This window comes from Rhizobium ruizarguesonis (assembly GCF_012349115.1).
Taxonomy (GTDB): domain Bacteria; phylum Pseudomonadota; class Alphaproteobacteria; order Rhizobiales; family Rhizobiaceae; genus Rhizobium; species Rhizobium ruizarguesonis.
Genome location: NZ_PQIG01000092.1, coordinates 37,767 through 60,852, shown reverse-complemented (window position 1 = coordinate 60,852; position 23,086 = coordinate 37,767). Strand labels below are relative to the sequence as shown.

The following is a 23,086-nucleotide window of genomic DNA, read 5'->3' as shown; positions in this document are numbered from 1 at the left end:
ACCAGGCACCATTCCCCCTAAATGCGTGCAGGAGCCCACTCGACATGCGACAGACGGACCAAACGGCCGGAAGGAGGCGGGGAGCCACGATTATCGATGTTGCCAGGATGGCAAACGTCGCTGTTGGCACCGTGTCCCGATATATCAACGGCCAGACCATTCGGCGGTCAAATCGTGAGCAGATCGAGCGGGCGATCCAGGATCTCGGCTATCGGCGCAATGCCGCTGCCGCCTCGATCCGCACCGACCTCACACATATGATCGGCTTCCTGGTACCGACTTTCGACGAATTCCACGCGCGTATGCTCGAGCACCTTGCCCATTCGGTGCGCCAGACCGGACGCGCACTTTTGACCTACTGCCACGGCGGAGATCCTCGCGTGGTTGCCGAGGCGCTGGATTTCTTCGCGGCGCAGCGTGTCGATGCGCTGGTCATGGATGGTACCGCGGAGGTTTATGATCGCGTCGACGACCTGATCAAGCACGACATTCCGATCATCTTCTACAACAATGACGTCCGCGGCCTGGCCGCCGACCGGGTGATGGTCGAGAACCAGCGCGCAAGCCATCGCATCGTCAGCCACCTGATCGACCTCGGCCATAGCCGCATCGGCATCCTGACCGGCGACCCGCGCAACTCTTCGGGTATAGAGCGGCTTGCTGGCTACGAGCAGGCGCTACGTGACAGAGATATAACAATCGATCCGGCCCTTGCTGCCCGCGGCAACTGGCGCATGGACGGAGGTTACGAGGCCACCAAGCGGCTGATGTCACTCGAAACCCCGCCGACTGCAATCTTTTCCGCCAATTACGGCATGGCAGTCGGGGCGCTCAGCTGGCTGAAGGAAAACGGCCGGCATGTGCCCGAGGATATCTCGCTTGCAAGCTTCGACGACGTGGCCATCTTCCGCCTCTATGAAGCCGGCATCACCGCCGTTGCCCAGCCGGTGGCAAGCATTGCCGAAACGATCACTGACATTCTCGTGGAACGCCTGACAGAACCGTCTGGCGACGCGACGCGCAGCGTCATTCTCGAATGCGATATCATCCTGCGAGGCTCGACGCGGCGGATCAACTGACGCGTCTGTCCGCCAAAGGATTAAAGGGAGGAAGCTTTGGCCAGCGTAGAATTGCAGCATATAGACAAGTCCTACGGAAGCTTCCAGGCGATCGGCAACCTCAATCTGAGCATCGAGGACGGCTCCTTCACGGTCTTCGTCGGTCCCTCCGGCTGCGGGAAATCCACCTTGCTGCGGATGATCGCCGGTCTCGAAAAGATCACCGCTGGAGAACTGCAGATCGACGGCCGGCGCATGAACGACGCTGACCCGATCGAGCGCGGCGTTGCGATGGTCTTCCAGAACTACGCCCTCTATCCGCACATGACCGTCGAGCAGAATATCGGCTTCTCGCTGCGTATGGCTGGCATGGGCAAGGCCGAGATCGAGCGCAATGTCGCTGCCGCCGCGACGACGCTGCAGATTGAGCCGCTGATGAAGCGCAAGCCCGCGCAACTTTCGGGCGGCCAGCGCCAGCGTGTCGCCATTGGCCGCGCGATCGTGCGCAACCCGGCCGTCTTCCTGTTCGATGAGCCGTTGTCGAACCTTGACGCAGAGCTCAGGGTCTCTATGCGCGTGGAGATTGCCAAGCTGCATCGCCGCATCGGCGCAACGATGATCTATGTCACCCACGATCAGACGGAAGCGATGACGCTTGCCGACAAGATTGTCGTGATGCGAGCGGGCAAGATCGAGCAGATAGGCACTCCAGACACGCTTTATGCAGATCCGGACAATCTCTTCGTTGCCGGTTTCATCGGCTCGCCGCGGATGAATTTCCTGGATGGAACGCTCGGAGCTGATGGCCTGGTCAGGCTCGAATGCGGTGCGGTCTTCTGGCTTGGTCCCGTGCATGCGGCGGGCGACATTCCGATCAAACTCGGTATTCGGCCGGAACATTTCGTCGGACGTGACGACGCCGGTGGCGCGATCGATCTTAAGGTTGATGTGGTTGAGAACCTCGGCGGAACTCGCTTCATTTACGGCACGGCGAATTCGGGGCAACCGGTGATCGTCGAGGATCGCTCCGAGACGGCCCGTCGCCCTGGAGACACCGTCACAGCCGGTTTTCCTGCAAGCAGAGCGCTGCTCTTCGGCGCAGACGGCCAGCGAATTCGCGAAGCCCGGCGGGCAAACGGCATTTCGGCGGCGTGACCATGGCAGACAATCTTCTCTGGTACGATGCTCCGGCCCGGCTGTGGACGGATGCATTGCCGCTCGGCAATGGTCGGCTCGGGGCGATGGTTTTCGGCGACCCGCTTTGCGAGCGGCTGCAGATCAATGAATCCACCTTCTGGGCCGGCGGCCCTTATCAGCCGGTCAATCCGGATGCTTTCAGACATCTGGAAACGGTCCGGCAGCTGGTCTTCGACGGCCGTTACGCGGAAGCCGAGGCGATGGCCGAAAGATACCTGATGGCCCAGCCGATCAAGCAGATGTCCTACCAGCCGGTCGGCGATCTCCACATTGAATTTGCTCACGCCAAAGGCGTCTCGCACTATCGCCGCGCGCTCGATCTCGAAACCGCAACGGCGACCGTGTCCTATGTTGCGGACGGCGTCGCCTTTCTGCGCGAAGCCTTCATATCACCGGTCGACGGCGTGCTGGTTTTGCGGCTCTCGGCCAACCGGAAGGCTGCGATCAATTGCCGAATATGGCTGAACAGCCCTCAGCGCGGGGAGGTGAGTGGCAGCGAGGGTTCACTGATTTTTTCCGGGACCGGAAAACCGGAGTCCGGCATTGCCGCTGCGCTGCACTTCGCCTTCGGCATTAGGCTCATCAACATCGGCGGAGTGGTCGGCAGGTCGGCCGAAGCACTGTTGGTCGAAGCAGCCGACGAGGTGCTGCTCCTCCTCGATGCCGCAACAAGCCTCAAGCGGTATGACGACGTGTCGGGAACTCCCGATGCTGACATCGCCGCGAGGCTTGGGCAGGCCCATCACCGTGGTTTCGCGCCGATGCGTCGCGATCATATCAAAGAACATCAAAGACTATTCCGTGCCTTCGCCATCGATCTCGGCTCGACTGCGGCGGCATCCCTGCCGACCGATCGCCGCATCGCTGACTTCGCCAGCGGCAAGGATCCCGCATTGGCTGCGCTTTATGTGCAGTTCGCCCGCTATCTGATGATTGCCTCGTCGCGTCCCGGTACCCAGCCCGCCAATCTCCAGGGCATCTGGAATGCAGAAACCGATCCGCCCTGGGGCAGCAAATATACCGCCAACATCAATCTCCAAATGAACTACTGGTTGCCGGCGCCCGCCAATCTGGCCGAGTGTATTCAGCCGCTTGTCGCGATGGTGGAGGAGCTAGCCGAGCCGGGCAGCGTGGTCGCCCACAGGCATTATCGCGCTCGTGGTTGGGTGATGCACCATAACACCGACCTTTGGCGAGCCGCGGGACCGATCGACGGCGCCAAATGGGGCCTCTGGCCGACAGGCGGCGTCTGGCTGACGGCGCAACTGCTTGATCTGTGCAACTACCTCGATGACCCGGAGGCGATGCGGCGTAGGCTGTTTCCTGTTGCGAAAGGGGCCGCGCAATTCCTCTTCGATGTCCTGGTTCCGCTTCCAGGTACGGACTATCTGGTGACGAACCCTTCTCTGTCTCCCGAAAACGTCCATCCGCACGACGCGTCGATCTGCGCCGGTCCGGCAATGGACCGCCAGCTCATCCGGGACTTTCTGGGGCTGCTTCGTCCCCTTGCAGCCTCCATGGCCGGCGAAGACGATCTCGTCGCGGACGTCGATCGCGTCCTGCTTCGAATTCCGCCAGACAGGATCGGCTCTGCTGGCCAGTTGCAAGAATGGCTGGAAGATTGGGATATGCAGGCGCCCGAAATCCATCACCGCCACGTCTCGCATCTCTACGGTCTCTATCCGAGCTGGCAGATCAATATGGAGGACACGCCGGAGCTTGCCGCCGCCGCTCGCCGCTCCCTCGAAATCCGCGGCGACGACGCGACGGGATGGGGGATCGGCTGGCGCATTAACCTGTGGGCACGGCTTCGAGACGGCAATCATGCTTTTGACGTGCTGAAGCTTCTTCTTACCCCCGAGCGGACCTATAGCAACATGTTCGACGCCCATCCCCCGTTCCAGATCGATGGGAATTTCGGTGGCGCGGCCGGCATACTGGAGATGCTGGTTCAGTCGTCTCCGAGGGAAATTCATCTCCTGCCGGCGTTACCCGACGCGTGGCAGGCGGGGTCTTTGCGCGGTCTGCGTGTTCGCGGTGGACTGCTGCTGGATATTGACTGGCGCAACGGCATGCCGACGATGGTCACGCTGTCGGCAGTTCGGGCTGCAATCGCGAAGCTTCGTTTCGGTCAAAGGACATGGAACGTCGATCTGGGAGCCGGTGAACGTCTTGTGCTCGACGCCATCGATGGGTTTTCCAAGCGAAAGACGGGTAGCAGATAGCCTCCAGCCGACTGCACGGCATAGGCGTCAGCCATCGTCCTGTGCGGATATCTGAGGGACAGAAGCGCGTCCGTGACCGGTAAACGAGTGCGGGAAGCGGATGAACAGGGAGGAATTGGAAGGGGCTGCCTGCCCATCCTTGTATTCTTCGTTGCGGTCGGGGAAGTTCACGCCGACGCAGATGATCTTTTCCGGAGCGGGCACAGGCATTTCGCAGCAGATCTCCGAGGCCGGGAAATCGGGCTGCAAGCCCGCCAGCCGTGTTGCTTAGGGAGAGAGAGCACGCCGCTACCAAGTGCTCGTTCGGGCTTTTCGCTGAACCAATCGCGCGCCCGGAAACTGGCTGCGCAATCCGTTAGCCGTTGACGCTCCGAGCAGTCGCAGCGCAACTTCCGCCGGCAGCCCGGCGCGTAGCAAGCGCCTTGGTCGAAAAGAGCGCGTAAATGATCAGCGGAAGACAGACGAGATAGGATGTCCGGATGCCAGCATGTTCGGCAATGAAACCGAGCAGGGGCGGCGCCAGGAAAAAGACGACAAAGCTCATCTGACCGAGGGCAGCGACGTTGAGATACGCCGCGCGATCTGTGCGTTGGGCCGCCGCCGAGACAGCGAGAGGATAGACCGCGCTGCAGCCGGCGCCCATCAAGGCAAAGCCTGCCAGCGCGACAAAGGGATGCGGCGCCCCCGACACGGCGCAGATGCCGATCGCCGAAAGAACAAGCAACATCGTGGCGACGGCCCGCGCGCCAAACCGATCGACCAGCGGATCGACGAACAGGCGCGCCAGCGCCATGCAGAAGGTAAAGAGCGTCAATCCCATTCCGCCAAGGAAGGGCTCGACCGAAAACACATCGCGCATATAGATCGCCGACCAGTCGATCCCGGCACCTTCGACCAGAAAGGCCGCGATGCCGATCACGCAGAGCGGCATTAGGCCCCAGGTGGGAAGCGCTACCAGCGGTGCCTTGCCTTCATGCAACGCGATCCGCGCCGGAGCATTCCGCATGCCGGAAATCGCCCAGATGCCGATGACAAGAACCGCGACAAAGGTCACGGCGAGATGGAGTTGCATCGAAATGCCCGCTTGGCGGACAACCGATGAGACAAGTGCTGTGGCGAAGAAGCCGAGGCTCCAGAAACCATGTGCCCTATTCATCACGCCGCGTCCTAGCTGCGCTTCGATGCGGTCGATCTCAACATTGAGATTGATCTCCAGCGCCCCGGCGAGCAGCCCCTCGACGAAGAGCACACAGAACACGACCGGCGCCGCACCGATCCACGGCACCAGCGACAGCAGCGCAGACGTGCCGAGAACAGTAATGAATGCCGTCGTACGCGCGCCGAGCCGGGCGATTAAGGGCGAAGATAAAGTCAATGAAATCAAGGCGCCGATCGCAGCCCCTATCAGTGTCAACCCAAGCTCGGACTTGTTGACGCCAAGCGCAACCTGCAAATCCGGCATCCTCGACAGCAGCGCCCCGAGCGACACAGCGAAGAGGAAGAAGCAGACATAGATCCGCTGCTGCGGCGCGATTTTCATGAGGCAACTCCGGGGATTGACGCGTCGAAGCACGCGCGTATGGACCTGTAATGTCTATCTCACGAGGCCAAAGATCGAAACTTGTTTCTGAGGTAATGCGTCGAAGAAGGTGATCTTGGGGGCCGGCGCGATTGGCCTAGCCGCGGTGACGTGCGCGTGCCGTTTGATCAAGCTTGCAAGCTCGCCACCGCGATTGGAACGCGAGCTTCCCTTCTCCGCCAGATACAGTTCCGTCTAGCTTGACGACGGATCGCTTCACGCTGACATCATGACATGGTGCGTGTCCGAGAGCTTTCGGTATCCTCGCACGGGGGAACATAAGATATATGCCACACAATCATGTAGCCGGATGGGTTCGGGTTTGAAGTGGACTTGCGAAAGATGCCAATGGGTTATTGCTCGCAAGGAAAGCGCAACGAGACACACCTACTCTCATATCGACCCGGATGACCGCTGCAATATCCCTCGCTGGCGGCCGGCCGGCATCAGCGTCGAAATTATCGCCGAGAAACTCGGGCGGCATCGCTCGTCGATCTTTCGTGAGATCAAGCCCCGGTAGTAATACCTAATATCAAAGCGGTATTACGAGGTTTTGGCATGACCACGACAGTCACAGCGAAAGGGCAGGTCACCATCCCTAAAGCGGTTCGAGAATTGCTCGGGATCGTTCCCGGAAGCGAGGTCGATTTTCATCGGACTGCAGATGGTAGTGTGATACTGACAAGAGCCGACAGGAAGCAGCCCGCCAGCCGCTTTCAAAAGCTTCGGGGACACGCCGGACAGGGTCTCAACACCGACGCGATCATGGCGCTCACCCGTGGTGACGTGTGACGCTCATCGAGACGAATGTCCTGCTCGATCTCGTGACCAATGACGGAACTTGGGCTGACTGGTCGATTGAGCAACCCGAAGCGGCCAATCTGGCCGGCCCGCTGCTGATTAACGATGTCGTTTATGCCGAACTTGCGGTCCGCTATGAGCGCATCGAGGAACTGGACGCGTTCATCGACGAGGCGGGACTGGTCGTCGCGCCGTTTCCGCGGGCGGCGCTGTTTCTTGCCGGAAAGGCCTTCACGCGGTACCGCCGGGCCGGTGGGTCTCGAACGGGTGTCTTGCCGGATTTCTTCATCGGCGCGCATGCCGCGGTTCAGCAACTTCCGCTGTTAACGCGAGACGTTGGTCGATACCGGTCATACTTCCCAACTGTCGTGCTGATCTCACCGGCTCAGTGATTTCACCGCAGGGGAGGGGCAAGATCACAGCCTTGGCATCTTGGCCGGCCCTGAACTTTCAAGAACGGATTGATGGTTCGAATATCATCAAAGGCGGGCAATAGTGGTCGAAAACGACTCCTCGTTTTGCGTTTGCAGCGACGGCGGCCGTTCCGAAACCAACTCCTCAACTTTATTGAGCCTCGTGATTACCTCTGCAACATCTTGTCAATCCCGGCTCCGGCCGTATTACTATTTAATTGAGGGCGCCTTCCTGCCGAGGAATGATGTACACATTGATCGTTTTCTCCGCGATAACCATCAGTGCTCCGGCGGCGCGGAGCTGCCTCCGCATCGGGCATGGTTCCTCCTAGCGCAAGGAGGCGTTTTCCCGACTCGACGCGTACCGTCAAAGGTTGTCGGTTGTCAAATGTTTGTACCTTTGCGCATCCCTCACTTTCGTGGCTCTAAATTTCGTGCGGCAATCCCGAGTCAGCCGGGCGTTGGCTGCCACCGGCCCTGCTCATCCGCCTCGTTTTGTGACGGCCTTCTCGCAGCCGGATTCTGGCCGCGTGTTTGGAACTAATGACGGGCGAGACTGTTTCAGCAGTGACTTTGGCATGACGCTTATGTTCCCTCCTGGCTGGGTAAGCCTCGATTTTGAGGAGACTCGCTTCATGAAGATTTCATCGGGATTTCGTTCAGTCGCGGTTGCGGTTGTCGCTGCAGCAGGAATCAGCTTCGCCGGCTCCGCGCATGCCGACAGCGGTACGATCAGCTTCTCAGTCTACAAGGCCGCTTTCTTTGTAGGTGGTTCTGGAGGCGAGGGCACGCTGACCTTCCATGGTCGCCACTATCCCATCTCTGTCGGCGGCATCTCGGGCGGCCTCGCTTTCGGGGCTTCTAAGACCTATTTCCATGGTGCCGTTCGCCACATTCGCCGCGCCCGAGATGTGACGGGGGTCTACGGTGCGGCGGGCGGTGGCGGCGCGGTCGGCAAAGGGGCCCAGGTGATCGTCATGACCAATGATAAGGGCGCTCAACTCGAGCTCTCAGGCAAGCAGGTAGGCCTGCAAGTCAACGCCGATCTCAGCGGCATTGCCATCACGGTGAAGTAAGGGCCGTCGCTGCGTTCGTCGTCCCTTCAGTCGGCCCACTACGCTGATACAAAGGTCGGCTTTCAGCGGTACCACATAGGAAGCGTTCCGGCACATAGGACCATGCCAAATGCCGTTTGCGCTCAAAGGCGGCTTCGCGGTTCCTTTTGGTCATTTCGAGAACCAACCTCCGATTTTTACGTGGCCAGCCGATGCGAATCCCTCGGCGATCACGGGGCATCCTGTAATCGAGTTATTGACGGAATCTCGTTAAATATGCTATTTCAGACCTAAGCGAGGTACGCCATGCTCTATAAGCTAGAGGTCGAAAACTTCTTCTCCATTCGCGATCCACAGGTGCTCGACCTCACCGTGGATGGAAAAGTGCCTGATCCGGAAGGCCGTTATGCCCCTATCTTCGAGGGCGCGGACGTGCGCGCGCCGAAGGTCGTTGCGCTCTATGGCGCGAACGCCTCCGGCAAAACCACGGTGCTGCGCGCGCTCGAATTCGTCGCGACGATGATCCGCGACAGCGTAGCGCGGACGGTGCCAGGCTTCGCTGGCATCGAGCGTTTCAACGACGTGGAATCCGCCTATCGGCCGATCCGCTTCGCGATCGAGCTGGGCGGCATCATGAACCTGACGCCGGAAGTCTTTCAGCGCGCCATGAGCGGCGAAAAGGTCGAGCAAGGCACTTACCGCTACGAACTGGAAATCGAACTCAAGGAAGGGCTCGCGGTGCGGATCGGCTCCGAGGCGCTGCGCCAGAAGCCGAACGGCCAAGGGAAATGGCAGCGCGTCTATGAGCGCAATGCCGAAGGCAAGGTGAAGGACTCTAAGACCTTCAGCCTCTCGGGCTTCCAGCACCTCGTGAAGACGCTCGCCGGCAATCATACGGTGCTATCGTCGTTCGCGAAATTCCAGCACCCGACCGCGCAGCTTCTCGTGGATACGGCGCGCAAGGCCTTCTTCCAGATTGAGCCTGTGCACTCCTTCGTCGATCGCGACGTGATCGACTATCTCAAGAACCAGCCCAACGTCGTCTCGCGACTGAGGGATGAGCTAAGCCGTATCGACGTGGGCGTGGAAGGCATGCGCTTTCAGCACACAGACAACGGGCCGCTGCTGCTGTTCAAGCACGCGGGGCTTGCGGTCGAGATGCCTTGGCTGATGGAAAGTCACGGAACGCGGGCCTTTATCAAGATGTTCCCGTTCATCATGAGCGCGCTTGATATGGGTGGTATCGCCGCGATCGACGAAATGGACGCGGCCATTCACCCGAACATGCTGCCTGAACTGGTGCGCTGGTTCTATGCGGCTTCGGGGCGCAATAAGTTCAACGCACAGCTCTGGCTTTCCAGCCATTCGGCCTCGCTGCTCGATGACCTCAACAAGGAGGAAATCGTGATCTGCGAGAAGGACCGGCAGGGCCGCAGCCATCTTTACAGCCTCATGGACGTGAAGGTGCGCCGCGACGAGAACCACTACCGCAAGTATCTGAGCGGTGCCTACGGCGGGGTTCCACACCTCGGATGAGCCGTCGTCGCCCGCCACATATCGAGCTTCGTCGTCCGGTATATATCGGCTGCGAGGGCGCATCAGAAGTTGGTTATGCCGGTTTTCTGCAAGACCTGATCCGCGATGCCAATTTGCCAGTGCACCTGCACGTTGATGAATTGGGACCAGGGACCGGCGATCCGCTGTCGCGTATCGAAATGGCGGTGCATCGCCTGAAGCTGCTCCAGAGGAAACGCAGTGCGCCCGCGGAACGTTTCGCGCTTTTAGATTTTGACCAGGCCGAGCGCGATCCGCGGCGCGCCGACCGAACGCGCAAGCTCGCGGCCGACAACGGGATCACGATCCTCTGGCAACGGCCCTGTTTCGAGGCGGTATTGCTGCGCCATCTGGAGGGCAAGGCGGCCAACCGCCCGCCCGATACACCGGGGGCGATTAAAGCGCTCGAAAAGGAATGGCCGGAATACAAAAAACCCATGACGCGCGCCAATCTGGCGCGCCGGATTGATCGGGATGCCGTCCTGCGGGCGGCAGGTGTCGAGGCCGAACTGCAGGCCCTGCTCCGCTGTATCGGGGTGCTCTAGCGATCGGGGTTACGCGCGACTGCCGCACGCTGTATGGTCGCCGGCAGCGGTCAACGGTTGTCAATGGCAGCTTCACCAAATGCAGTTCCCGAACCGGACGTTCCGGAATCGGCCCCTAATAGGTCATTCATCCTCAAGCTGTTGTGCGGGTTGCGAATTTATATGAGTGCGCATTTTCCAACAGGGGCGGCGGTTCAGATCCCCTTCAAGGCGGCTAGGTTGGGTTTCGCCGACGACCAAGGGCATGTTCATCTGAGATATTAACGCCGTGTTTTTGCTGCGACGATCGCTCCCGCAAGTATGATACATAGCTGTAGTTCTTCGAGCGTCATGCCGTTCGCGGCATTTGCAAAGCGTTCCAGGAGATCTGTCGTTTCAGCAACGGCGTCTGCGTGTCCTGCGACGCCCAGCAGCCAATTTGGTGTTGTGCCCAGCGAGGACGCTATTCTTACCAGTATCGCTAGGTCGGGTTCTCTTCGGCCGGCCATCATGTGCAGGCGCTGGAGCGGGAGCTCGGTTGTCCGCTGTTCATCCGCTCGACCAGGCGGGTGGAACTGACCAGGGCAGGGGAGATCTTCCACGAACGCTGCGTCGGGATCCTGAGCGAGGTCGATCTTTCCGCCGAGATCACCAGGGCGGTGGCCGGCAAGACGATCCGGCAGATCAGGATCGGCACCGTCTATCCGGCCACCACCGGCGTGCTGCCGGCGTTTCTGGCAAAGATCGCCCGCAAGTACCCGGATATCCGCATCCATATATCAAGCGGCAATACCGGCGACATCATCCGCGGCCTGGAAAACGGCCAGATCAATCTCGGCTTCATCAGACCGGTGGAAAACATCGGCTCGCTGCGCTTCGCCTCGATCGCTCATGAGCGATATCTCCTGGCGGTGGCCCGCAGCAACCGGCTGGCGGAGCAGGCGGAGATTGCCATCGACGATCTACGCTCGGAAAGGATCATCGCCTTCAATCGCAAGAACCTCTCCTACACAGAGCGGTACTTCAACGAGAAGTTCGAAGAATACGACCTGACCCGCAACATCGCTTATAGCTGCGACGACACCTATTCGCTGGTGTCGCTGGTCTCGGCCGGCCTTGGCATCGGCTTTGCGCCGGAATGGACCGAGGGCCTGCCGAACCGGGCCTTCGAGCTGAAGGCGGTGAGAGGCATCGACTTCCGGATCGGGCTCGGTGTCGCCTGGAACAAGGAGGATCCAACCGCCTCGCGCGATGACATCGTCGATATCGCGCGGTCATTGGGACGGCCGGGCAAGTGAGGCGAGGGGCGCCCACGGGTACACCCAAAGCGGAACGGCTTGCCGGGGGCAGTCGGTCCCGGGTTCCGCTCGTTGCGAGCGGCGCGATGCTAACCCTCCTGCGGCTACCCCTTTAACCGGTCAAGCCGTGCGCGAACTGGCGCCGGCGCGGAAGCGCCTTCGCCTGGTATGCTCATTGTTTGGAGGGACGCCCTTGCCGTGGAAGTCGCGACGGTATCGCAAGAATGCGACCGGCCAGCGCATGTCCATCGCCGCCATGGCTGAAACGCCTCGTTTCGAGGAGAGAGGGTCGGCTCGAACACTCAATGGGATCTGTCGACCGGTATGTGCAGGGCAGCTCCTGCCTTTTCGGCCGCTGCTCGCAAGCGCTTGTCTCTCGTCCACAAAGCTGCTCGCCGCTCGAGGAGGACCGACGCCAACAAGTGGGCATCCGTGTAGCCAATGCCCATGCTGAAAATGCCATGTCGATCGATCGACGATCGCTTTGCGCTGAGCCGTAAGGAAAGCAGGACGCTGCGGCGATCCCGCAGACTGCCAAGAGCCAGTTCGCCGATGACGCTCGGGTGACAAAGTAGCCGATCACCTTCGATGACCCAACGCAGCTCGGCATTCATATGGCGGAAATGATCACTCCAAATCGAGGTGTCTGCGAGTATCACTTAGACGCAGTGCTCCGGCGGCGCGGAGCTGCCTCCGCATCGGGCATGGTTCCTCCAAGCGCAATGAGGCGTTTTCCCGATTCCACGCGAACAAGCGTCTCCAACGCCTGGCGGACAAGCGCTGCGGTTTCCTTGGTGCCGGTCAAGGACCTTGCTTTATCCAAGAGTGTGTCGTCGAGATTGATCGTTGATCGCATCATCCGCGTCCGTGATTAAGCACAAAATAGCACCATTTGATGATAAATCTACGCGGAGCAGCCAAGGTGCGCGTCGCCAGCTGGCGCTTTCCAACGATGTGCAGGCGCTGCGGCGGGAGCTCGGGCTGTCCGCCGCTCATCGGCCCGACGAGACAGTGGAAATGGTGAGGGCAGGGGAGACCTTCTACGAGTGCTGCGTCGGGATCTTAGGCGAGATCGATCTTCGGGCCGAGATCACCAGAGCGGCGGGCTGGAAAGCGGCCGGATCAATCTCGGCTTCATCAGGCCGGGGTTCAGATCCGCCTTGTAGATGCCGATGTCGATATCCTCGGAAAAGCGTCGGATCAGACCGTACGCCTTGCTGAGGCTGGTGCCGCCCTTGAAGTAAAGACGTACGGGATCAGCCGGGCGCCGATTGAACAGAAAGTCGAGCACCCAGCAGACATAGAGGTCCTTTTCAATATTCTCAGCCCGTGTTTCCAGATCGGAAGCTACGGCGGAAAAGAGCGCCCTGCGCTCATCGACAGTCGAACGGAGGATTTCAATGAACGCCTGTTTCATGCTTTTCCAGTGTTTCGTGGGTTGAGGGGCGGGGAGCACGGATCATCGCGTCCACGGCCGAATACATCCAGGCGGGGATGGCGTGGATGTTTTCGCGCAGATCCTCGATGATCGCCTCCCGGTGCGGGTTTTGCGCTAGGTGGCGCGCGATGCCCTCGACGACGACGTCCAAGTTGGATCGTTCGTCCCGGAACCAATTGAGCGCCTGGACTACACGCATGGCCGGCCGTCCCGCCCAGAAGGCGGTCTTTGCCGAGATGCGCTTGAAATCCAGCGTGTAGATAACCGGTTTCGTCGCGTTCGGATCGCCGGCGTTGGCTTCGATCTCGATCGTCCTTGGATAGGTATCGGCGTAGATCGTCGAGCGTGCCGGGACGGCTGTCGTCAGACCGAGGTCGTTGGCGGCGGTCATGCCCTCCACAAGGACTCGCAGCTTGTCGCGCCGGGCAATCGCATCGATGAATGAGGCCCGCGGCGGAAAGACCATCTTGCCGGTCAACTGGCTTGTGGCTGGCTTGTCGTATAGGCCTCGGTGAGGGCGACGAATGGCGCCTCGGTTGGCAAGCCGCTGCACTGCCTTTTCGACGGCGTTGGGGGTTCCGATATCCAGAAAATCGGCACGCGACCAGACGCCGGCAGGTGCGGCCTTGGCGATACGGTCGTGAATTCGCTCCAGTGTATCGGATGTGGGATCAGGCATTACAGCGCCACCTCTGACCGAAAAATATATACAAATTTTGGTCAGTAACAAGAGCTGGCTCGATTACTAACCAAAATTTGTATCAAATTATTGGTCAGCATGAGGTGTGGACGCGCACTGGGAACCCTTTCCTTTGAAATTTCCGTCGCGCTGGGGCAAATGTCACCTCACGCGACGTGAGGCTGGTTTATGTCATTTCAGATTGAACGGCTTGTTTCAGAACATCTCAAAGGCGCGGCCGATGTATTGCCTACGCTCGCCCTCCATGGAACGAGAATTGGTCGCTTGAAGCGGCGGTTGAAGCTATAACCTATGTGCTCGACACACCCAAATCGATTGCGCTTGCGGCAATTGATAGAGGCAAGGTGCTCGGGATCGCATTGGGCATACGACAGCGGCGCCATGCCGGCCCGGTCATTTACCTCGACGAGCTTTCGGTGCTGCCCGAAGCACAGCGTGCGGGAATAGGGACCGCACTCCTTTCGGCGGTTTTTGAAACCGCAAGCGGAGAAGGGTGTAACAGCGTTTGGTTGATCTCGAAGAGAGATGGTGAGTTGTCAGAATTTTATCGGCGTTGCGGATTCGCGTTGAGCAACAACCTTGGACTCTACTCCAAATCGAAATGATCTTGGGCAGTTTGTTCGCGGAACTGAAGGCTGTTCTGCCCAAAGTCGAGCGCTGCGAAATGTCGGATGCGCACTGACGTCGCTGACTGGGGCATCGCCTACGCAACGGGCTCATTAACCAGCCAATTCGAATTAGCCATAGCATCGGAGGCAAGATGCAGTCCTATCATGATCTGCGCCGGAGGCTCAGATTTTACCTGGCCAACACGGCGTAAGTCGGGGGCTGCAAAGCGGAGCCGGCCGTCGTCACGGCGTATGCGAATTGGGCCTGCTGATCGCTGCCAGCCGCCTCCTTGTTTGTCGTCGGTGAACGACAGTTGGAGAAGCGATACCCGCCTTGTCGGCCACGCGCAAAAGAGCATCCCGAAATTGCTCCGGAACAACCGTCCGCTCATCGCTACGCATCGAGCGGGCGTTGTGTGGCAATCGAGATCGGTTCCTTGAAGTGAGCAACAATCCTACCTTCGCGACAAGCATCCTCCGCTTCCCAACCGAACTTCCACGCGTCGTGACGCGCAAGCCAGTCTCCGAGAGCACTGGTATCACCAGTCGGCACCCTATGGGCCGCGAGGTATGGATTCTCGTGGGCCTTTAGTCCGAGTACCCGCGCCCTCGAGCCTGCTTCCTGTAAATCGATCAGCTCTTCAATTGTCATGCGCGATCCCCCACGGTGAGCAACGGTAACATTGCCGTCCGTGCATGCAAGCGAATGCTAATTAATGGGTTAATTTGGCACAGTTGTGAGTGCAAAGCGCCCCTGCTCCGGTGGCTCCGCCCGCGCCATGAAGTTGAAGCTCCCCCTATGGCACTGGAAAATGCGCCCTTGACTCTCCCTAGAAAAAGAACAAAATAAGAACATCCTTACAGCGACCCGATACCCCGTCCCGAGAATGGAGGATGCTGCATGCCTACGATCTTATATAGAAATGATCCGGACATCTCGCCCCAGGACGTCATGAAGATCGCGGTCTACGCCGAGCATGTCGGCAGACAGTGCTATGACGTTTTCGAAACGGATGGTTCGAGGTCTCGGTCAGAAAGCCTGTCCCGTCGGGCGCAGGACGTGTCTGATTCACTTGAGTTTGGAGACAACCCATACCTTTCACCGGAGACGACGAAAAAGGTTCTCGACCTTCGCAATACAGTCTGGGGCATGTGCTTCGACTATTTCGGCGAGCGCGGACATCTCGGCAAGTCCACGGACCTGCTCAGAATGGCCCAGGACGTGGAAGACGTTCTCGACAAGCTCGTAATCCGCTACCTTTCTCCTGAGGAACTGGAAGAGGCTGAGGCTGATTGGGCACATGAATCTCAGTTCTATCCGAAGATCGAAGGGGACAATCCAAATATCATTCCCCGCGATGACAAGGGCTTCGGGGCGAGCGCTTGAAATCCTGCCTCGTCATAGCCGGTCTATTTTGATCGAAACGAGTTCCTTCATATTTGGCAGCGCCGGTGGCCCGACAGCCGGTTCCGCAGTCTACTTCGCCGGCTTGAACGATGCTTCGGCTGGGTCCATCGGATTGATAGGTCTGCGGGGTCGGTTTCCCATAGTTGCTGCCATAAGGGACAGCCCGGGTCGGGCGCCATTCAAACGCTCTGGCCCAGTCGATGCTGGCGGCCTAAAGCGCAAGCCGCAACTGCGGTGCTGTACGAGAGGCCCGCCGTTCTTCCAGTGAGGACAGCGTGACGCCGAGCAGGCGTATCCCTTTTCGCGGCGGGAAGATTGGCGCAAGGAGAAGGTCGACCACCTCCTCCAGATCAGTGATCGTCGGCAGAGGTGCGGGAACGGTCTTGCTGCGGGTGATCTGGCTGAAATCGGCATATTTGACCTTGAGGGTCACCGTCTTGGCACCGATCTCATTGGCCTCGCAGTATCCCCAGACCTTCTCGATCAGTGGCTGAAGGCCTTCGCGGGCGGGCTCAAAGGAATGGATGTCCTGCGAAAACGTGTCTTCAGCACCGACGGATTTCCGCACGCGGTCCGGTTTGACCAGACGATTGTCGATCCCGCGGGCGATCCCATAAAAATACGGTCCTGACTTCCCGAAATGTTCGACGAGGAAGTCGAGCGTTCTCTCCTTGAGGTCAGCTCCAGTCTCGATCCCGAGCCGATGCATCTTCTCGGCCGTCGCCGGTCCGACACCATGAAACTTCTTGATGGGCAGGCGTTCGACGAAGGCCGGACCGTTCTTCGGCGTGATGACGAACTGGCCGTCCGGCTTGTTCTGGTCGGATGCCATCTTGGCGAGGAACTTGTTGTAGGAAATGCCGGCCGAGGCGGTGAGCCCAGTGGTCGCTTTGATCCGGGCGCGGATTTCCGCGGCGATCTCGGTAGCGATCTCCATGCCTTTGAGATTTTCGGTGACGTCGAGATAGGCTTCGTCAAGCGACAACGGTTCGATCATCGGGGTGTACTCGGCAAAGATCGCCCGGATCTGCAACGACACGGCCTTGTAGACATCGAAGCGCGGCTTGACGAAGATCAGGTCGGGGCATTTGCGCTGCGCAGTCACCGACGGCATGGCGGAATGAACGCCGAACCTTCTGGCTTCATAGCTGGCGGCCGCCACCACGCCGCGGGCAGCAGGACTGCCGACGGCAACCGGCAAGCCACGCAGCTCCGGATTGTCACGCTGCTCGACCGAGGCGTAGAAGGCATCCATGTCGACATGCACGATCTTGCGCGGCCGCCTGCTGCTTTCTTCGCCTGTCATCCTCTAGTTTCCATCAGCGAGACCATTCCCCAAACATGGAAAGTGTGCTCCGCACTTGTCACCTTGGGGCGTCTGCATCCGTTCGCAGCCCATGGCCATGCGTCGGCGGATTTCCGCGAAGCTGACGCTTGCTCCAAACGCTTTCACCAAGAGATTGCGCTCGTGGGCTGAATGGCGATCGCAGACACGACAGATGAGTTCGACTACCTGGACCTTGTGATCCTTCAGTCTCGGCACCGCATCGTCCACAGGCCGCGTTCGGCGCATTCGAAAATAATCCTTCTTCGCCATCCGATTGAATCCGCTGGCGATTTTTCTGCCCTGCACCCGTGCTCAACTTCAGCGGGTCATATGCGCATTGACTCATTTACGCCTTGAGAACAGATACAGAACATATTGCTGTTACTCAAGCTGAAAACGGGTTGCCGTCGAAGGGAAATCATGAACTCAGCCGTCGGCCCAAACGCTGTCCTCGACGGCCTGCGCGAGCAGATAGCGCATCTGGAAAGCGCCAGCCAGCGCAAGCGAGGCGTTTTGCCGTTCGGCGTGGCACAGATCGATGAGCGGCTTCCGGGCGGTGGATTGGCCTACGGGGCGCTGCACGAATGCGCCGGCGGCGGGGCCGGCACCGTCGATGGCGCGGCGGCCGCCCTGTTCGTGGCTGGCATTGCCGCGCGTACCAAAGGCAAGGTCGTCTGGTGCCTGACACGTCCCGACCTGTTCTTCCCGGCCCTGGCGCAGGCGGGCCTGCATCCGAACCGGGTCGTCTTCGTCGAGTCCGACAAGGAGGAGGACGTCCTTGCCAACATGGAGGAGGGCCTCTCGTATGGCGGTCTCGGTGCGGTGATCGGCGAGATCGTCCGGTTGCCGATGGCGGCGTCCCGGCGGCTGCAGCTTGCTGCCGAGAAGACCGGCACGATGGCGCTCGCGGTGCGGCGGTGGCGACGGCAGACCGAGGCCAGCGACTTCGGGCAGCCGACGGCCGCGACCACACGCTGGAGGGTGAGCGTCATTCCAAGCGAGGAACTGCCGGTTCCAGGCGTCGGCCGGGCGAGGTGGCTTCTGGAACTGATGAGGGTGAAAGCGGGTGAGTGCGCCGAATTCGAAGTAGGAGCCTGCGATGCCAAGGGTCGTGTCGATATATTTTCCCGTTCTGCCGACGGACAGGATCAGGCGGGCCGATCCCACTATTCCCGTTGAGCCGATTGCCGTCATTTCGAAGAGCGGCTCCAAGCGCTGGGTCTCGGCCGCCGACGCCGCGGCCAGAAAGGCCGGAATCCACGTCGGCATGCCGGCCGCCAAGGCGCAGGCACTCTTCCAGGGCCTGCGGATGATCGACGCCGATCCGGCCGCCGATGCGGCGGCGCTTGAGCGCATCACCATGTGGGCGCTGACGCAGTATTCGCCGATCGTCGCCGTCGACGCGCCGGACGGCATCGTCATGGACACGGAGGGTGCTGACCATCTTCAGGGCGGCGAGGAGCCCATGTTGACGAGCATCGCCAATCGGTTCCACGCCAAGGGCCTGACAGCACGGGTCGCCATCGCGGACACATGGGGCGCGGCTCATGCATGTGCCCGTGCCATTGGCCGCGAAACCGTCATCATACCGAGTGGCGAGACCATCCGGGCCGTCGAACGCCTTCCGATCTCGCTACTGCGGCTACCCGAGAAGATCGTGGTTGATCTGCGCATGCTCGGCTTCCGGACGATCGGCGAGCTGTCGGCGACGCCGCGCGCTCCCTTGGCGCTTCGCTTCGGCCCGGAGATCGGACGGCGTCTCGACCAGATGTTTGGTCGCGTCTCCGAACCGATAGATCCAATCCGTAGCCCGGAGTTCGTCGAGGTCGTTCGATCGTTCGCTGAACCAATCGGTGCAGCGGAAACCATCGACAAGTATGTCGGCCGGCTGATTGTTCAGCTCGTCGCCGAACTTCAACGGAAGGGTCTTGGCGTCCGCCGGACCGATCTCATCGTCGAGAAGGTCGATGGGACCAGACAGGCGATCCGGGCGGGCACCGCCAAGCCGGCGCGAGACGTCGCCTGGCTGGCGAAACTGTTCCGCGACCGGACGCAGACGATCGAGCCAGGTTTCGGGATCGAAAAGCTGACCCTCGTCGCCGTGTTGTCGGAACCGCTCGTAGAGCAGCAGAAGGCTTCCTCGCTTGTCGACGACGAGGACGCCGACATCACGCCTCTGATCGACGTCCTCGGCAATCGAGGCCAGCGCGTCTACCGGGTCGCGCCAGTCGCGTCCGATGTTCCGGAGCGTAGCGTCCAGCGTATCGCCGCGGTCGGCAAGGACGTGACGGAAGATTGGGTCCACCATTGGCGGCGGCCGGTGAGGCTGTTTGCCCGTCCCGATCCGATCGAGGCAATAGCCCTGCTGCCGGATCATCCGCCGGCCAGCATCACCTGGCGCGGCAAGCGTCATCGCGTGAAACACGCGGACGGACCGGAACGCGTCTTCGGCGAATGGTGGAAACGCGACAGCGAACTCGAGGCGGTGCGCGACTATTTCGTTATCGAAAACGAAAGCGGCGAGCGATACTGGATCTTTCGCTCCGGCGACGGCATCGATCCCGAAACAGGCCCCCATAGGTGGTTCATGCACGGGATATTCGGATGAGATATGCCGAGCTCCAGGTCACGACGCATTTCAGCTTCCTTCGCGGCGCATCCTCCGCCGACGAGCTCTTCGTTACCGCCAGGGAGCTCGGCATCGACGCTCTCGGCGTTGTCGATCGCAACAGCCTGGCCGGAATTGTTCGGGCGCTCGAGGCGTCGCGCGCGACAGGCGTCAGCCTCGTCGTTGGTTGTCGGCTGGATCTGCAGGATGGCATGTCGATCCTCGTTTATCCCACAGATCGCGGCGCCTATTCGCGGCTCACCCGGCTCCTCACGCTTGGCAAGGGAAGGGGCGGCAAGGCGAACTGCGTCCTGAGCCTCGACGACGTCGCTCTCTATTCCGAGGGGCTGCTTGGAATCCTGGTGCCTGACCTTGCTGACGAGAACTGCGCCGTCCAACTTCGCAAGATGGCTGAGATATTCGGGGACCGAGCCTATGTCTCGCTTTGCCTCCGGCGTCGTCCGAACGACCAGTTGAGGCTGCACGAATTGTCGAACATGGCAATGAGGCACCGCGTCCGAACAGTCGTCACGAACGACGTCCTCTTTCACGAGCCGGGCCGACGGCAGCTCCAGGACGTCGTCACCTGCATTCGCAACAAAAACACCATCGACGACGTTGGCTTCGAGCGTGAGCGCCATGCCGACCGATACCTCAAGCCTCCGGAAGAAATGGAGAGACTGTTTCCACGCTACCCCGAAGCGTTGGCGCGGACGACGGAGATCGTCGAGCGATGCAGGTTTTCGCTGGAGGAGCTGACCTACCAATATCCCGAGGAGGCAATCCTCCCTGACAAGAGCCCGCAGGAATCCCTCGAGCACTATGTCTGGGAGTGCGTGCCCAGCCGCTATCCGGAAGGACTGCCGCCGGAGGTTCTCAGAATCGTCCGTCACGAACTCGATCTCATCCGGACGATGAAATACGCCCCATACTTCCTGACCGTGTTCTCGATCGTCCGCTTCGCCCGGTCGCAAGACATCCTTTGCCAGGGGCGGGGCTCGGCGGCGAACTCGGCTGTCTGTTACATCCTCGGCATCACCAGCATCGACCCCTCGACCAATGATCTCCTGTTCGAGCGCTTCGTCTCCCAGGAGCGCGACGAGCCGCCGGACATCGACGTCGATTTCGAACATGAGAGGCGTGAGGAGGTCATTCAATGGATCTACAAGACCTACGGAAAGGACAAGGCCGCACTCTGCTCAACAGTCACACGCTACCGGGCGAAGGGTGCCATCCGCGACGTCGGCAAGACGCTCGGCTTGCCTGAGGACGTCATCAAAGCCCTGTCCTCGGGCATGTGGGCGTGGTCGGAAGAGCTGGTCAGCGATCGCAGTCTTCGTGATCAGGGCCTGAACCCTGAAGACCGCCGCCTTGCGCTAACGCTTAAGCTTGCGCAGCAGCTCATGGGCGCCCCTCGGCATCTGGGACAGCATCCTGGCGGCTTCGTTCTGACGCACGACCGCCTCGACGATCTCGTCCCGATCGAACCCGCCGCAATGGCCGACCGGCAAGTGATCGAGTGGGACAAGGACGACGTCGAGGCGCTCAAATTCATGAAGGTCGACGTCCTGGCGCTCGGCATGCTGACCTGCATGGCGAAGGCCTTCGCGCTCATCGAAGAACACAAGGACGAGCACCTTGATCTGGCGAAGATCCCTCAGGAGGACCAGGCGACATATGCGATGATCCGAAAAGCCGACACCCTCGGCACTTTCCAGATCGAGTCGAGGGCGCAGATGGCAATGTTGCCGCGCCTGAAGCCGCGGACCTTCTATGACCTCGTGATCCAGGTTGCGATCGTCCGGCCTGGCCCGATACAAGGTGACATGGTGCATCCCTATCTCCGACGCCGGGAGGGCAAGGAGCCAGTCGTCTATCCGACGCCGGAACTGGAAGCCGTTCTCGGCAAGACGCTCGGCGTCCCGCTCTTCCAGGAGTCTGCCATGAAGGTGGCGATGGTTTGCGCCGGATTTACCGGCGGCGAGGCCGACCAGCTTCGCAAGAGCATGGCCACCTTTAAGTTCACCGGCGGCGTCTCGCGCTTCAAGGACAAGCTCGTGTCCGGCATGATCAGGAACGGGTACACGGCCGAGTTTGCCGAGAAGACCTTCAGCCAGCTCGAAGGATTTGGTAGCTATGGATTCCCGGAATCCCATGCGGCATCGTTTGCCTTGATCGCCTATGCCTCGAACTATGTGAAATGCCACCACCCTGACGTCTTTTGCGCGGCGCTGCTGAACTCGCAGCCTATGGGATTTTACGCGCCGGCCCAAATCGTCGGCTGTGCCCGGAACCACGGGGTCGAGATTCGGCCCATCTGTGTCAACCGTTCGCGCTGGGACTGCACGCTTGAGCGTATCGGCGATACCGACCGTCACGCGGTCCGCCTCGGGATGCGCATGGCGCGCGGCCTCGCTGCCGCCGATGCCGCGCGCATCGTGGCTGCCCGCATGGATCACCCGTTCGAAAGCGTTGACGATATGTGGCGACGGTCTGGCGTCCCGGCGGCTTCTCTGGTCGAGCTCGCCGAGGCCGACGCCTTCCTGCCGTCGCTGGGACTGCAGCGGCGCGGCGCCTTGTGGGCGATCAAGGCCCTGCGTGACGAACCCCTTGCGCTCTTTGCAGCCGCCTCGGAACGAGAGGCGAGGGCGATCGCCGAGCAGCAGGAACCCGAAGTCGCTCTCCGCCAGATGACGGAGGGCCACAACGTTGTCCAGGATTACAGTCACATCGGGCTGACGCTGCGCGAACATCCGGTCGCATTCCTTCGAAAAGCCTTGACGGAACGCCGGATCGTCATCTGCGCGGAAGCTATGAACGCAAGGGATGGTCGTTGGTTGATGACGGCTGGCCTTGTCCTTGTCCGGCAGAGACCCGGCAGCGCCAAGGGCGTCATCTTCATGACGATCGAGGACGAGACCGGTCCGGCCAACGTCGTCGTCTGGCCCAAGCTCTTCGAGCAGCGGCGTCGCGTCGTCCTCGGGGCATCGATGATCGCGATCAATGGGAGAATTCAGCGCGAAGGCGACGTCGTCCATCTGGTTGCCCAGCAAGTCTTCGATCTGTCCGGCGATCTTTCCGGGCTGGCCGACCGTGACGCCGAGTTCCGGCTCCCGACGGGCAGGGGAGATGAGTTCGCGCATGGGTCGCCCGGAAGTCCGGATTCGCGGGACAGGGTGGCGGCCGCAAAGCCCAGAGACATCTTCATTCCGGATCTGCACATCGACACCCTGAAGGTGAAAGCGCGAAATTTCCACTAAGGGGCTGGCTTGTCCTCGCAGGATCCGCAAGCA

19 protein-coding genes and 7 pseudogenes are annotated in these 23,086 nt (G+C 60.5%); 15 read left to right on the top strand and 11 right to left on the bottom strand.

Going from position 1 to position 23,086, the window contains the following annotated elements; translation table 11 throughout:
* Positions 1–44 precede the first annotated feature (44 nt).
* The 3 genes from C3Y91_RS23835 to C3Y91_RS23825 are packed head-to-tail and all read left to right on the top strand — an operon-like array spanning position 45 to position 4,480.
* The gene (locus C3Y91_RS23835) at positions 45–1,079 is read left to right on the top strand and encodes a LacI family DNA-binding transcriptional regulator (protein ID WP_130657864.1); all 1,035 of its coding nucleotides are present in this window, start codon (positions 45–47) and stop codon (positions 1,077–1,079) included.
* Positions 1,080–1,115: 36 nt separating this feature from the next.
* Positions 1,116–2,213: an ABC transporter ATP-binding protein gene (locus C3Y91_RS23830; protein WP_168575862.1), complete on the top strand. Its 1,098-nt coding sequence runs from the start codon at positions 1,116–1,118 to the stop codon at positions 2,211–2,213.
* Positions 2,214–2,215: 2 nt separating this feature from the next.
* Positions 2,216–4,480 (top strand): glycoside hydrolase family 95 protein, encoded by a 2,265-nt coding sequence (locus tag C3Y91_RS23825; protein WP_168575861.1) that lies wholly within the window; start codon positions 2,216–2,218, stop codon positions 4,478–4,480.
* A gap of 66 nt (positions 4,481–4,546) precedes the next feature.
* On the opposite strand, the pseudogene C3Y91_RS23820 reads toward C3Y91_RS23825, so the two are convergent.
* Both C3Y91_RS23820 and C3Y91_RS23815 read right to left on the bottom strand, forming a co-directional pair.
* Positions 4,547–4,735: pseudogene (locus C3Y91_RS23820) on the bottom strand (fumarylacetoacetate hydrolase family protein); the annotation flags it as partial.
* Between the two features lie 100 nt (positions 4,736–4,835).
* On the bottom strand, positions 4,836–6,020 hold the full coding sequence (locus C3Y91_RS23815) for an MFS transporter (protein ID WP_168575860.1): 1,185 nt from the start codon (positions 6,018–6,020) through the stop codon (positions 4,836–4,838).
* A gap of 394 nt (positions 6,021–6,414) precedes the next feature.
* Between C3Y91_RS23815 and C3Y91_RS23810 the strand changes: the two are divergent.
* The 3 genes and pseudogenes from C3Y91_RS23810 to C3Y91_RS23800 all read left to right on the top strand — a co-directional run.
* Positions 6,415–6,570 (top strand): annotated as a pseudogene (locus tag C3Y91_RS23810) (helix-turn-helix domain-containing protein); the annotation flags it as partial.
* Positions 6,571–6,617: 47 nt separating this feature from the next.
* On the top strand, positions 6,618–6,851 hold the full coding sequence (locus tag C3Y91_RS23805; RefSeq protein ID WP_168575859.1) for an AbrB/MazE/SpoVT family DNA-binding domain-containing protein: 234 nt from the start codon (positions 6,618–6,620) through the stop codon (positions 6,849–6,851).
* A complete protein-coding gene (locus tag C3Y91_RS23800) occupies positions 6,848–7,252 on the top strand; it encodes a PIN domain-containing protein (protein WP_168575858.1) in 405 nt (134 codons plus the stop codon). Before C3Y91_RS23805 ends, C3Y91_RS23800 begins: the two co-directional genes overlap by 4 nt.
* 305 nt (positions 7,253–7,557) lie before the next feature.
* On the opposite strand, the pseudogene C3Y91_RS23795 reads toward C3Y91_RS23800, so the two are convergent.
* Positions 7,558–7,638: pseudogene (locus C3Y91_RS23795) on the bottom strand (type II toxin-antitoxin system VapB family antitoxin); the annotation flags it as partial.
* Between the two features lie 270 nt (positions 7,639–7,908).
* Between C3Y91_RS23795 and C3Y91_RS23790 the strand changes: the two are divergent.
* The 4 genes and pseudogenes from C3Y91_RS23790 to C3Y91_RS23775 form a co-directional block, all read left to right on the top strand.
* Positions 7,909–8,349, top strand: coding sequence for a lipid-binding SYLF domain-containing protein (locus C3Y91_RS23790; protein WP_130657974.1), 441 nt, complete (start codon positions 7,909–7,911; stop codon positions 8,347–8,349).
* Between the two features lie 336 nt (positions 8,350–8,685).
* On the top strand, positions 8,686–9,864 hold the full coding sequence (locus C3Y91_RS23785; RefSeq protein WP_245483700.1) for an AAA family ATPase: 1,179 nt from the start codon (positions 8,686–8,688) through the stop codon (positions 9,862–9,864).
* Complete coding sequence (locus C3Y91_RS23780; RefSeq protein ID WP_130657856.1) at positions 9,861–10,427, top strand: hypothetical protein; 567 nt, start codon at positions 9,861–9,863, stop codon at positions 10,425–10,427. Before C3Y91_RS23785 ends, C3Y91_RS23780 begins: the two co-directional genes overlap by 4 nt.
* A 485-nt stretch (positions 10,428–10,912) precedes the next feature.
* Positions 10,913–11,704: pseudogene (locus C3Y91_RS23775) on the top strand (LysR family substrate-binding domain-containing protein); the annotation flags it as partial.
* Positions 11,705–12,006: 302 nt separating this feature from the next.
* Here C3Y91_RS23775 and C3Y91_RS38050 read toward each other — a convergent pair.
* From C3Y91_RS38050 to C3Y91_RS23755, 4 genes and pseudogenes are all read right to left on the bottom strand, one after another.
* On the bottom strand, positions 12,007–12,363 hold the full coding sequence (locus C3Y91_RS38050) for a type II toxin-antitoxin system VapC family toxin (RefSeq protein ID WP_130657855.1): 357 nt from the start codon (positions 12,361–12,363) through the stop codon (positions 12,007–12,009).
* Entirely contained in the window at positions 12,360–12,560 is a 201-nt protein-coding gene (locus tag C3Y91_RS23765; RefSeq protein ID WP_027688372.1) for a type II toxin-antitoxin system VapB family antitoxin, read from the bottom strand. Before C3Y91_RS23765 ends, C3Y91_RS38050 begins: the two co-directional genes overlap by 4 nt.
* Positions 12,561–12,851: 291 nt before the next feature.
* A pseudogene (locus C3Y91_RS23760) lies at positions 12,852–13,121 on the bottom strand (nucleotidyl transferase AbiEii/AbiGii toxin family protein); the annotation flags it as partial.
* Positions 13,102–13,821, bottom strand: a complete 720-nt coding sequence (locus C3Y91_RS23755; protein WP_168575857.1) for a DUF6088 family protein — start codon at positions 13,819–13,821, stop codon at positions 13,102–13,104. The pseudogene C3Y91_RS23760 and the gene C3Y91_RS23755, both read right to left, overlap by 20 nt.
* Before the next feature lie 189 nt (positions 13,822–14,010).
* Between C3Y91_RS23755 and C3Y91_RS23750 the strand changes: the two are divergent.
* A pseudogene (locus C3Y91_RS23750) lies at positions 14,011–14,447 on the top strand (GNAT family N-acetyltransferase).
* 397 nt (positions 14,448–14,844) lie between these two features.
* Here C3Y91_RS23750 and C3Y91_RS23745 read toward each other — a convergent pair.
* Complete coding sequence (locus C3Y91_RS23745) at positions 14,845–15,102, bottom strand: CrpP-related protein (RefSeq protein ID WP_164043100.1); 258 nt, start codon at positions 15,100–15,102, stop codon at positions 14,845–14,847.
* Positions 15,103–15,351: 249 nt separating this feature from the next.
* Here C3Y91_RS23745 and C3Y91_RS23740 point away from each other — a divergent pair, with 249 nt between their 5' ends.
* A complete protein-coding gene (locus C3Y91_RS23740) occupies positions 15,352–15,837 on the top strand; it encodes a hypothetical protein (RefSeq protein ID WP_168575856.1) in 486 nt (161 codons plus the stop codon).
* A 21-nt stretch (positions 15,838–15,858) separates the two neighbouring features.
* Here the strand turns inward: C3Y91_RS23740 and C3Y91_RS38725 are convergent.
* From C3Y91_RS38725 to C3Y91_RS38040, 3 genes and pseudogenes are all read right to left on the bottom strand, one after another.
* Positions 15,859–15,999, bottom strand: a pseudogene (locus tag C3Y91_RS38725) (BrnA antitoxin family protein); the annotation flags it as partial.
* A 70-nt stretch (positions 16,000–16,069) separates the two neighbouring features.
* Entirely contained in the window at positions 16,070–17,164 is a 1,095-nt protein-coding gene (gene dinB / locus C3Y91_RS23735) for a DNA polymerase IV (protein ID WP_130657851.1), read from the bottom strand.
* 3 nt (positions 17,165–17,167) lie between these two features.
* On the bottom strand, positions 17,168–17,431 hold the full coding sequence (locus C3Y91_RS38040; protein WP_024323918.1) for a hypothetical protein: 264 nt from the start codon (positions 17,429–17,431) through the stop codon (positions 17,168–17,170).
* Between the two features lie 174 nt (positions 17,432–17,605).
* On the opposite strand from C3Y91_RS38040, the gene C3Y91_RS23730 reads away from it, so the two are divergent.
* The 3 genes from C3Y91_RS23730 to C3Y91_RS23720 are packed head-to-tail and all read left to right on the top strand — an operon-like array spanning position 17,606 to position 23,053.
* The gene (locus C3Y91_RS23730) at positions 17,606–18,364 is read left to right on the top strand and encodes an ImuA family protein (RefSeq protein ID WP_130666437.1); all 759 of its coding nucleotides are present in this window, start codon (positions 17,606–17,608) and stop codon (positions 18,362–18,364) included.
* Positions 18,285–19,793 (top strand): Y-family DNA polymerase, encoded by a 1,509-nt coding sequence (locus C3Y91_RS23725; RefSeq protein WP_168575855.1) that lies wholly within the window; start codon positions 18,285–18,287, stop codon positions 19,791–19,793. Before C3Y91_RS23730 ends, C3Y91_RS23725 begins: the two co-directional genes overlap by 80 nt.
* A complete protein-coding gene (locus C3Y91_RS23720) occupies positions 19,790–23,053 on the top strand; it encodes an error-prone DNA polymerase (RefSeq protein ID WP_168575854.1) in 3,264 nt (1,087 codons plus the stop codon). The genes C3Y91_RS23725 and C3Y91_RS23720 overlap by 4 nt, the downstream gene beginning before the upstream one ends.
* The last annotated feature ends 33 nt before the right edge of the window (positions 23,054–23,086 follow it).

Bases quoted from the DNA above. Each gene is read 5' to 3' on its own strand.
- C3Y91_RS23835 (WP_130657864.1), top strand. From the start codon at position 45: ATGCGACAGACGGACCAAACGGCCGGAAGGAGGCGGGGAGCCACGATT.
- C3Y91_RS23825 (WP_168575861.1), top strand. From the start codon at position 2,216: ATGGCAGACAATCTTCTCTGGTACGATGCTCCGGCCCGGCTGTGGACG.
- C3Y91_RS23815 (WP_168575860.1), bottom strand. From the start codon at position 6,020: ATGAAAATCGCGCCGCAGCAGCGGATCTATGTCTGCTTCTTCCTCTTC.
- C3Y91_RS23805 (WP_168575859.1), top strand. From the start codon at position 6,618: ATGACCACGACAGTCACAGCGAAAGGGCAGGTCACCATCCCTAAAGCG.
- C3Y91_RS23790 (WP_130657974.1), top strand. From the start codon at position 7,909: ATGAAGATTTCATCGGGATTTCGTTCAGTCGCGGTTGCGGTTGTCGCT.
- C3Y91_RS23780 (WP_130657856.1), top strand. From the start codon at position 9,861: ATGAGCCGTCGTCGCCCGCCACATATCGAGCTTCGTCGTCCGGTATAT.
- C3Y91_RS23765 (WP_027688372.1), bottom strand. From the start codon at position 12,560: ATGCGATCAACGATCAATCTCGACGACACACTCTTGGATAAAGCAAGG.
- C3Y91_RS23755 (WP_168575857.1), bottom strand. From the start codon at position 13,821: ATGCCTGATCCCACATCCGATACACTGGAGCGAATTCACGACCGTATC.
- C3Y91_RS23745 (WP_164043100.1), bottom strand. From the start codon at position 15,102: ATGACAATTGAAGAGCTGATCGATTTACAGGAAGCAGGCTCGAGGGCG.
- C3Y91_RS23740 (WP_168575856.1), top strand. From the start codon at position 15,352: ATGCCTACGATCTTATATAGAAATGATCCGGACATCTCGCCCCAGGAC.
- dinB (WP_130657851.1), bottom strand. From the start codon at position 17,164: ATGACAGGCGAAGAAAGCAGCAGGCGGCCGCGCAAGATCGTGCATGTC.
- C3Y91_RS38040 (WP_024323918.1), bottom strand. From the start codon at position 17,431: ATGCGCCGAACGCGGCCTGTGGACGATGCGGTGCCGAGACTGAAGGAT.
- C3Y91_RS23730 (WP_130666437.1), top strand. From the start codon at position 17,606: ATGAACTCAGCCGTCGGCCCAAACGCTGTCCTCGACGGCCTGCGCGAG.
- C3Y91_RS23725 (WP_168575855.1), top strand. From the start codon at position 18,285: ATGCCAAGGGTCGTGTCGATATATTTTCCCGTTCTGCCGACGGACAGG.
- C3Y91_RS23720 (WP_168575854.1), top strand. From the start codon at position 19,790: ATGAGATATGCCGAGCTCCAGGTCACGACGCATTTCAGCTTCCTTCGC.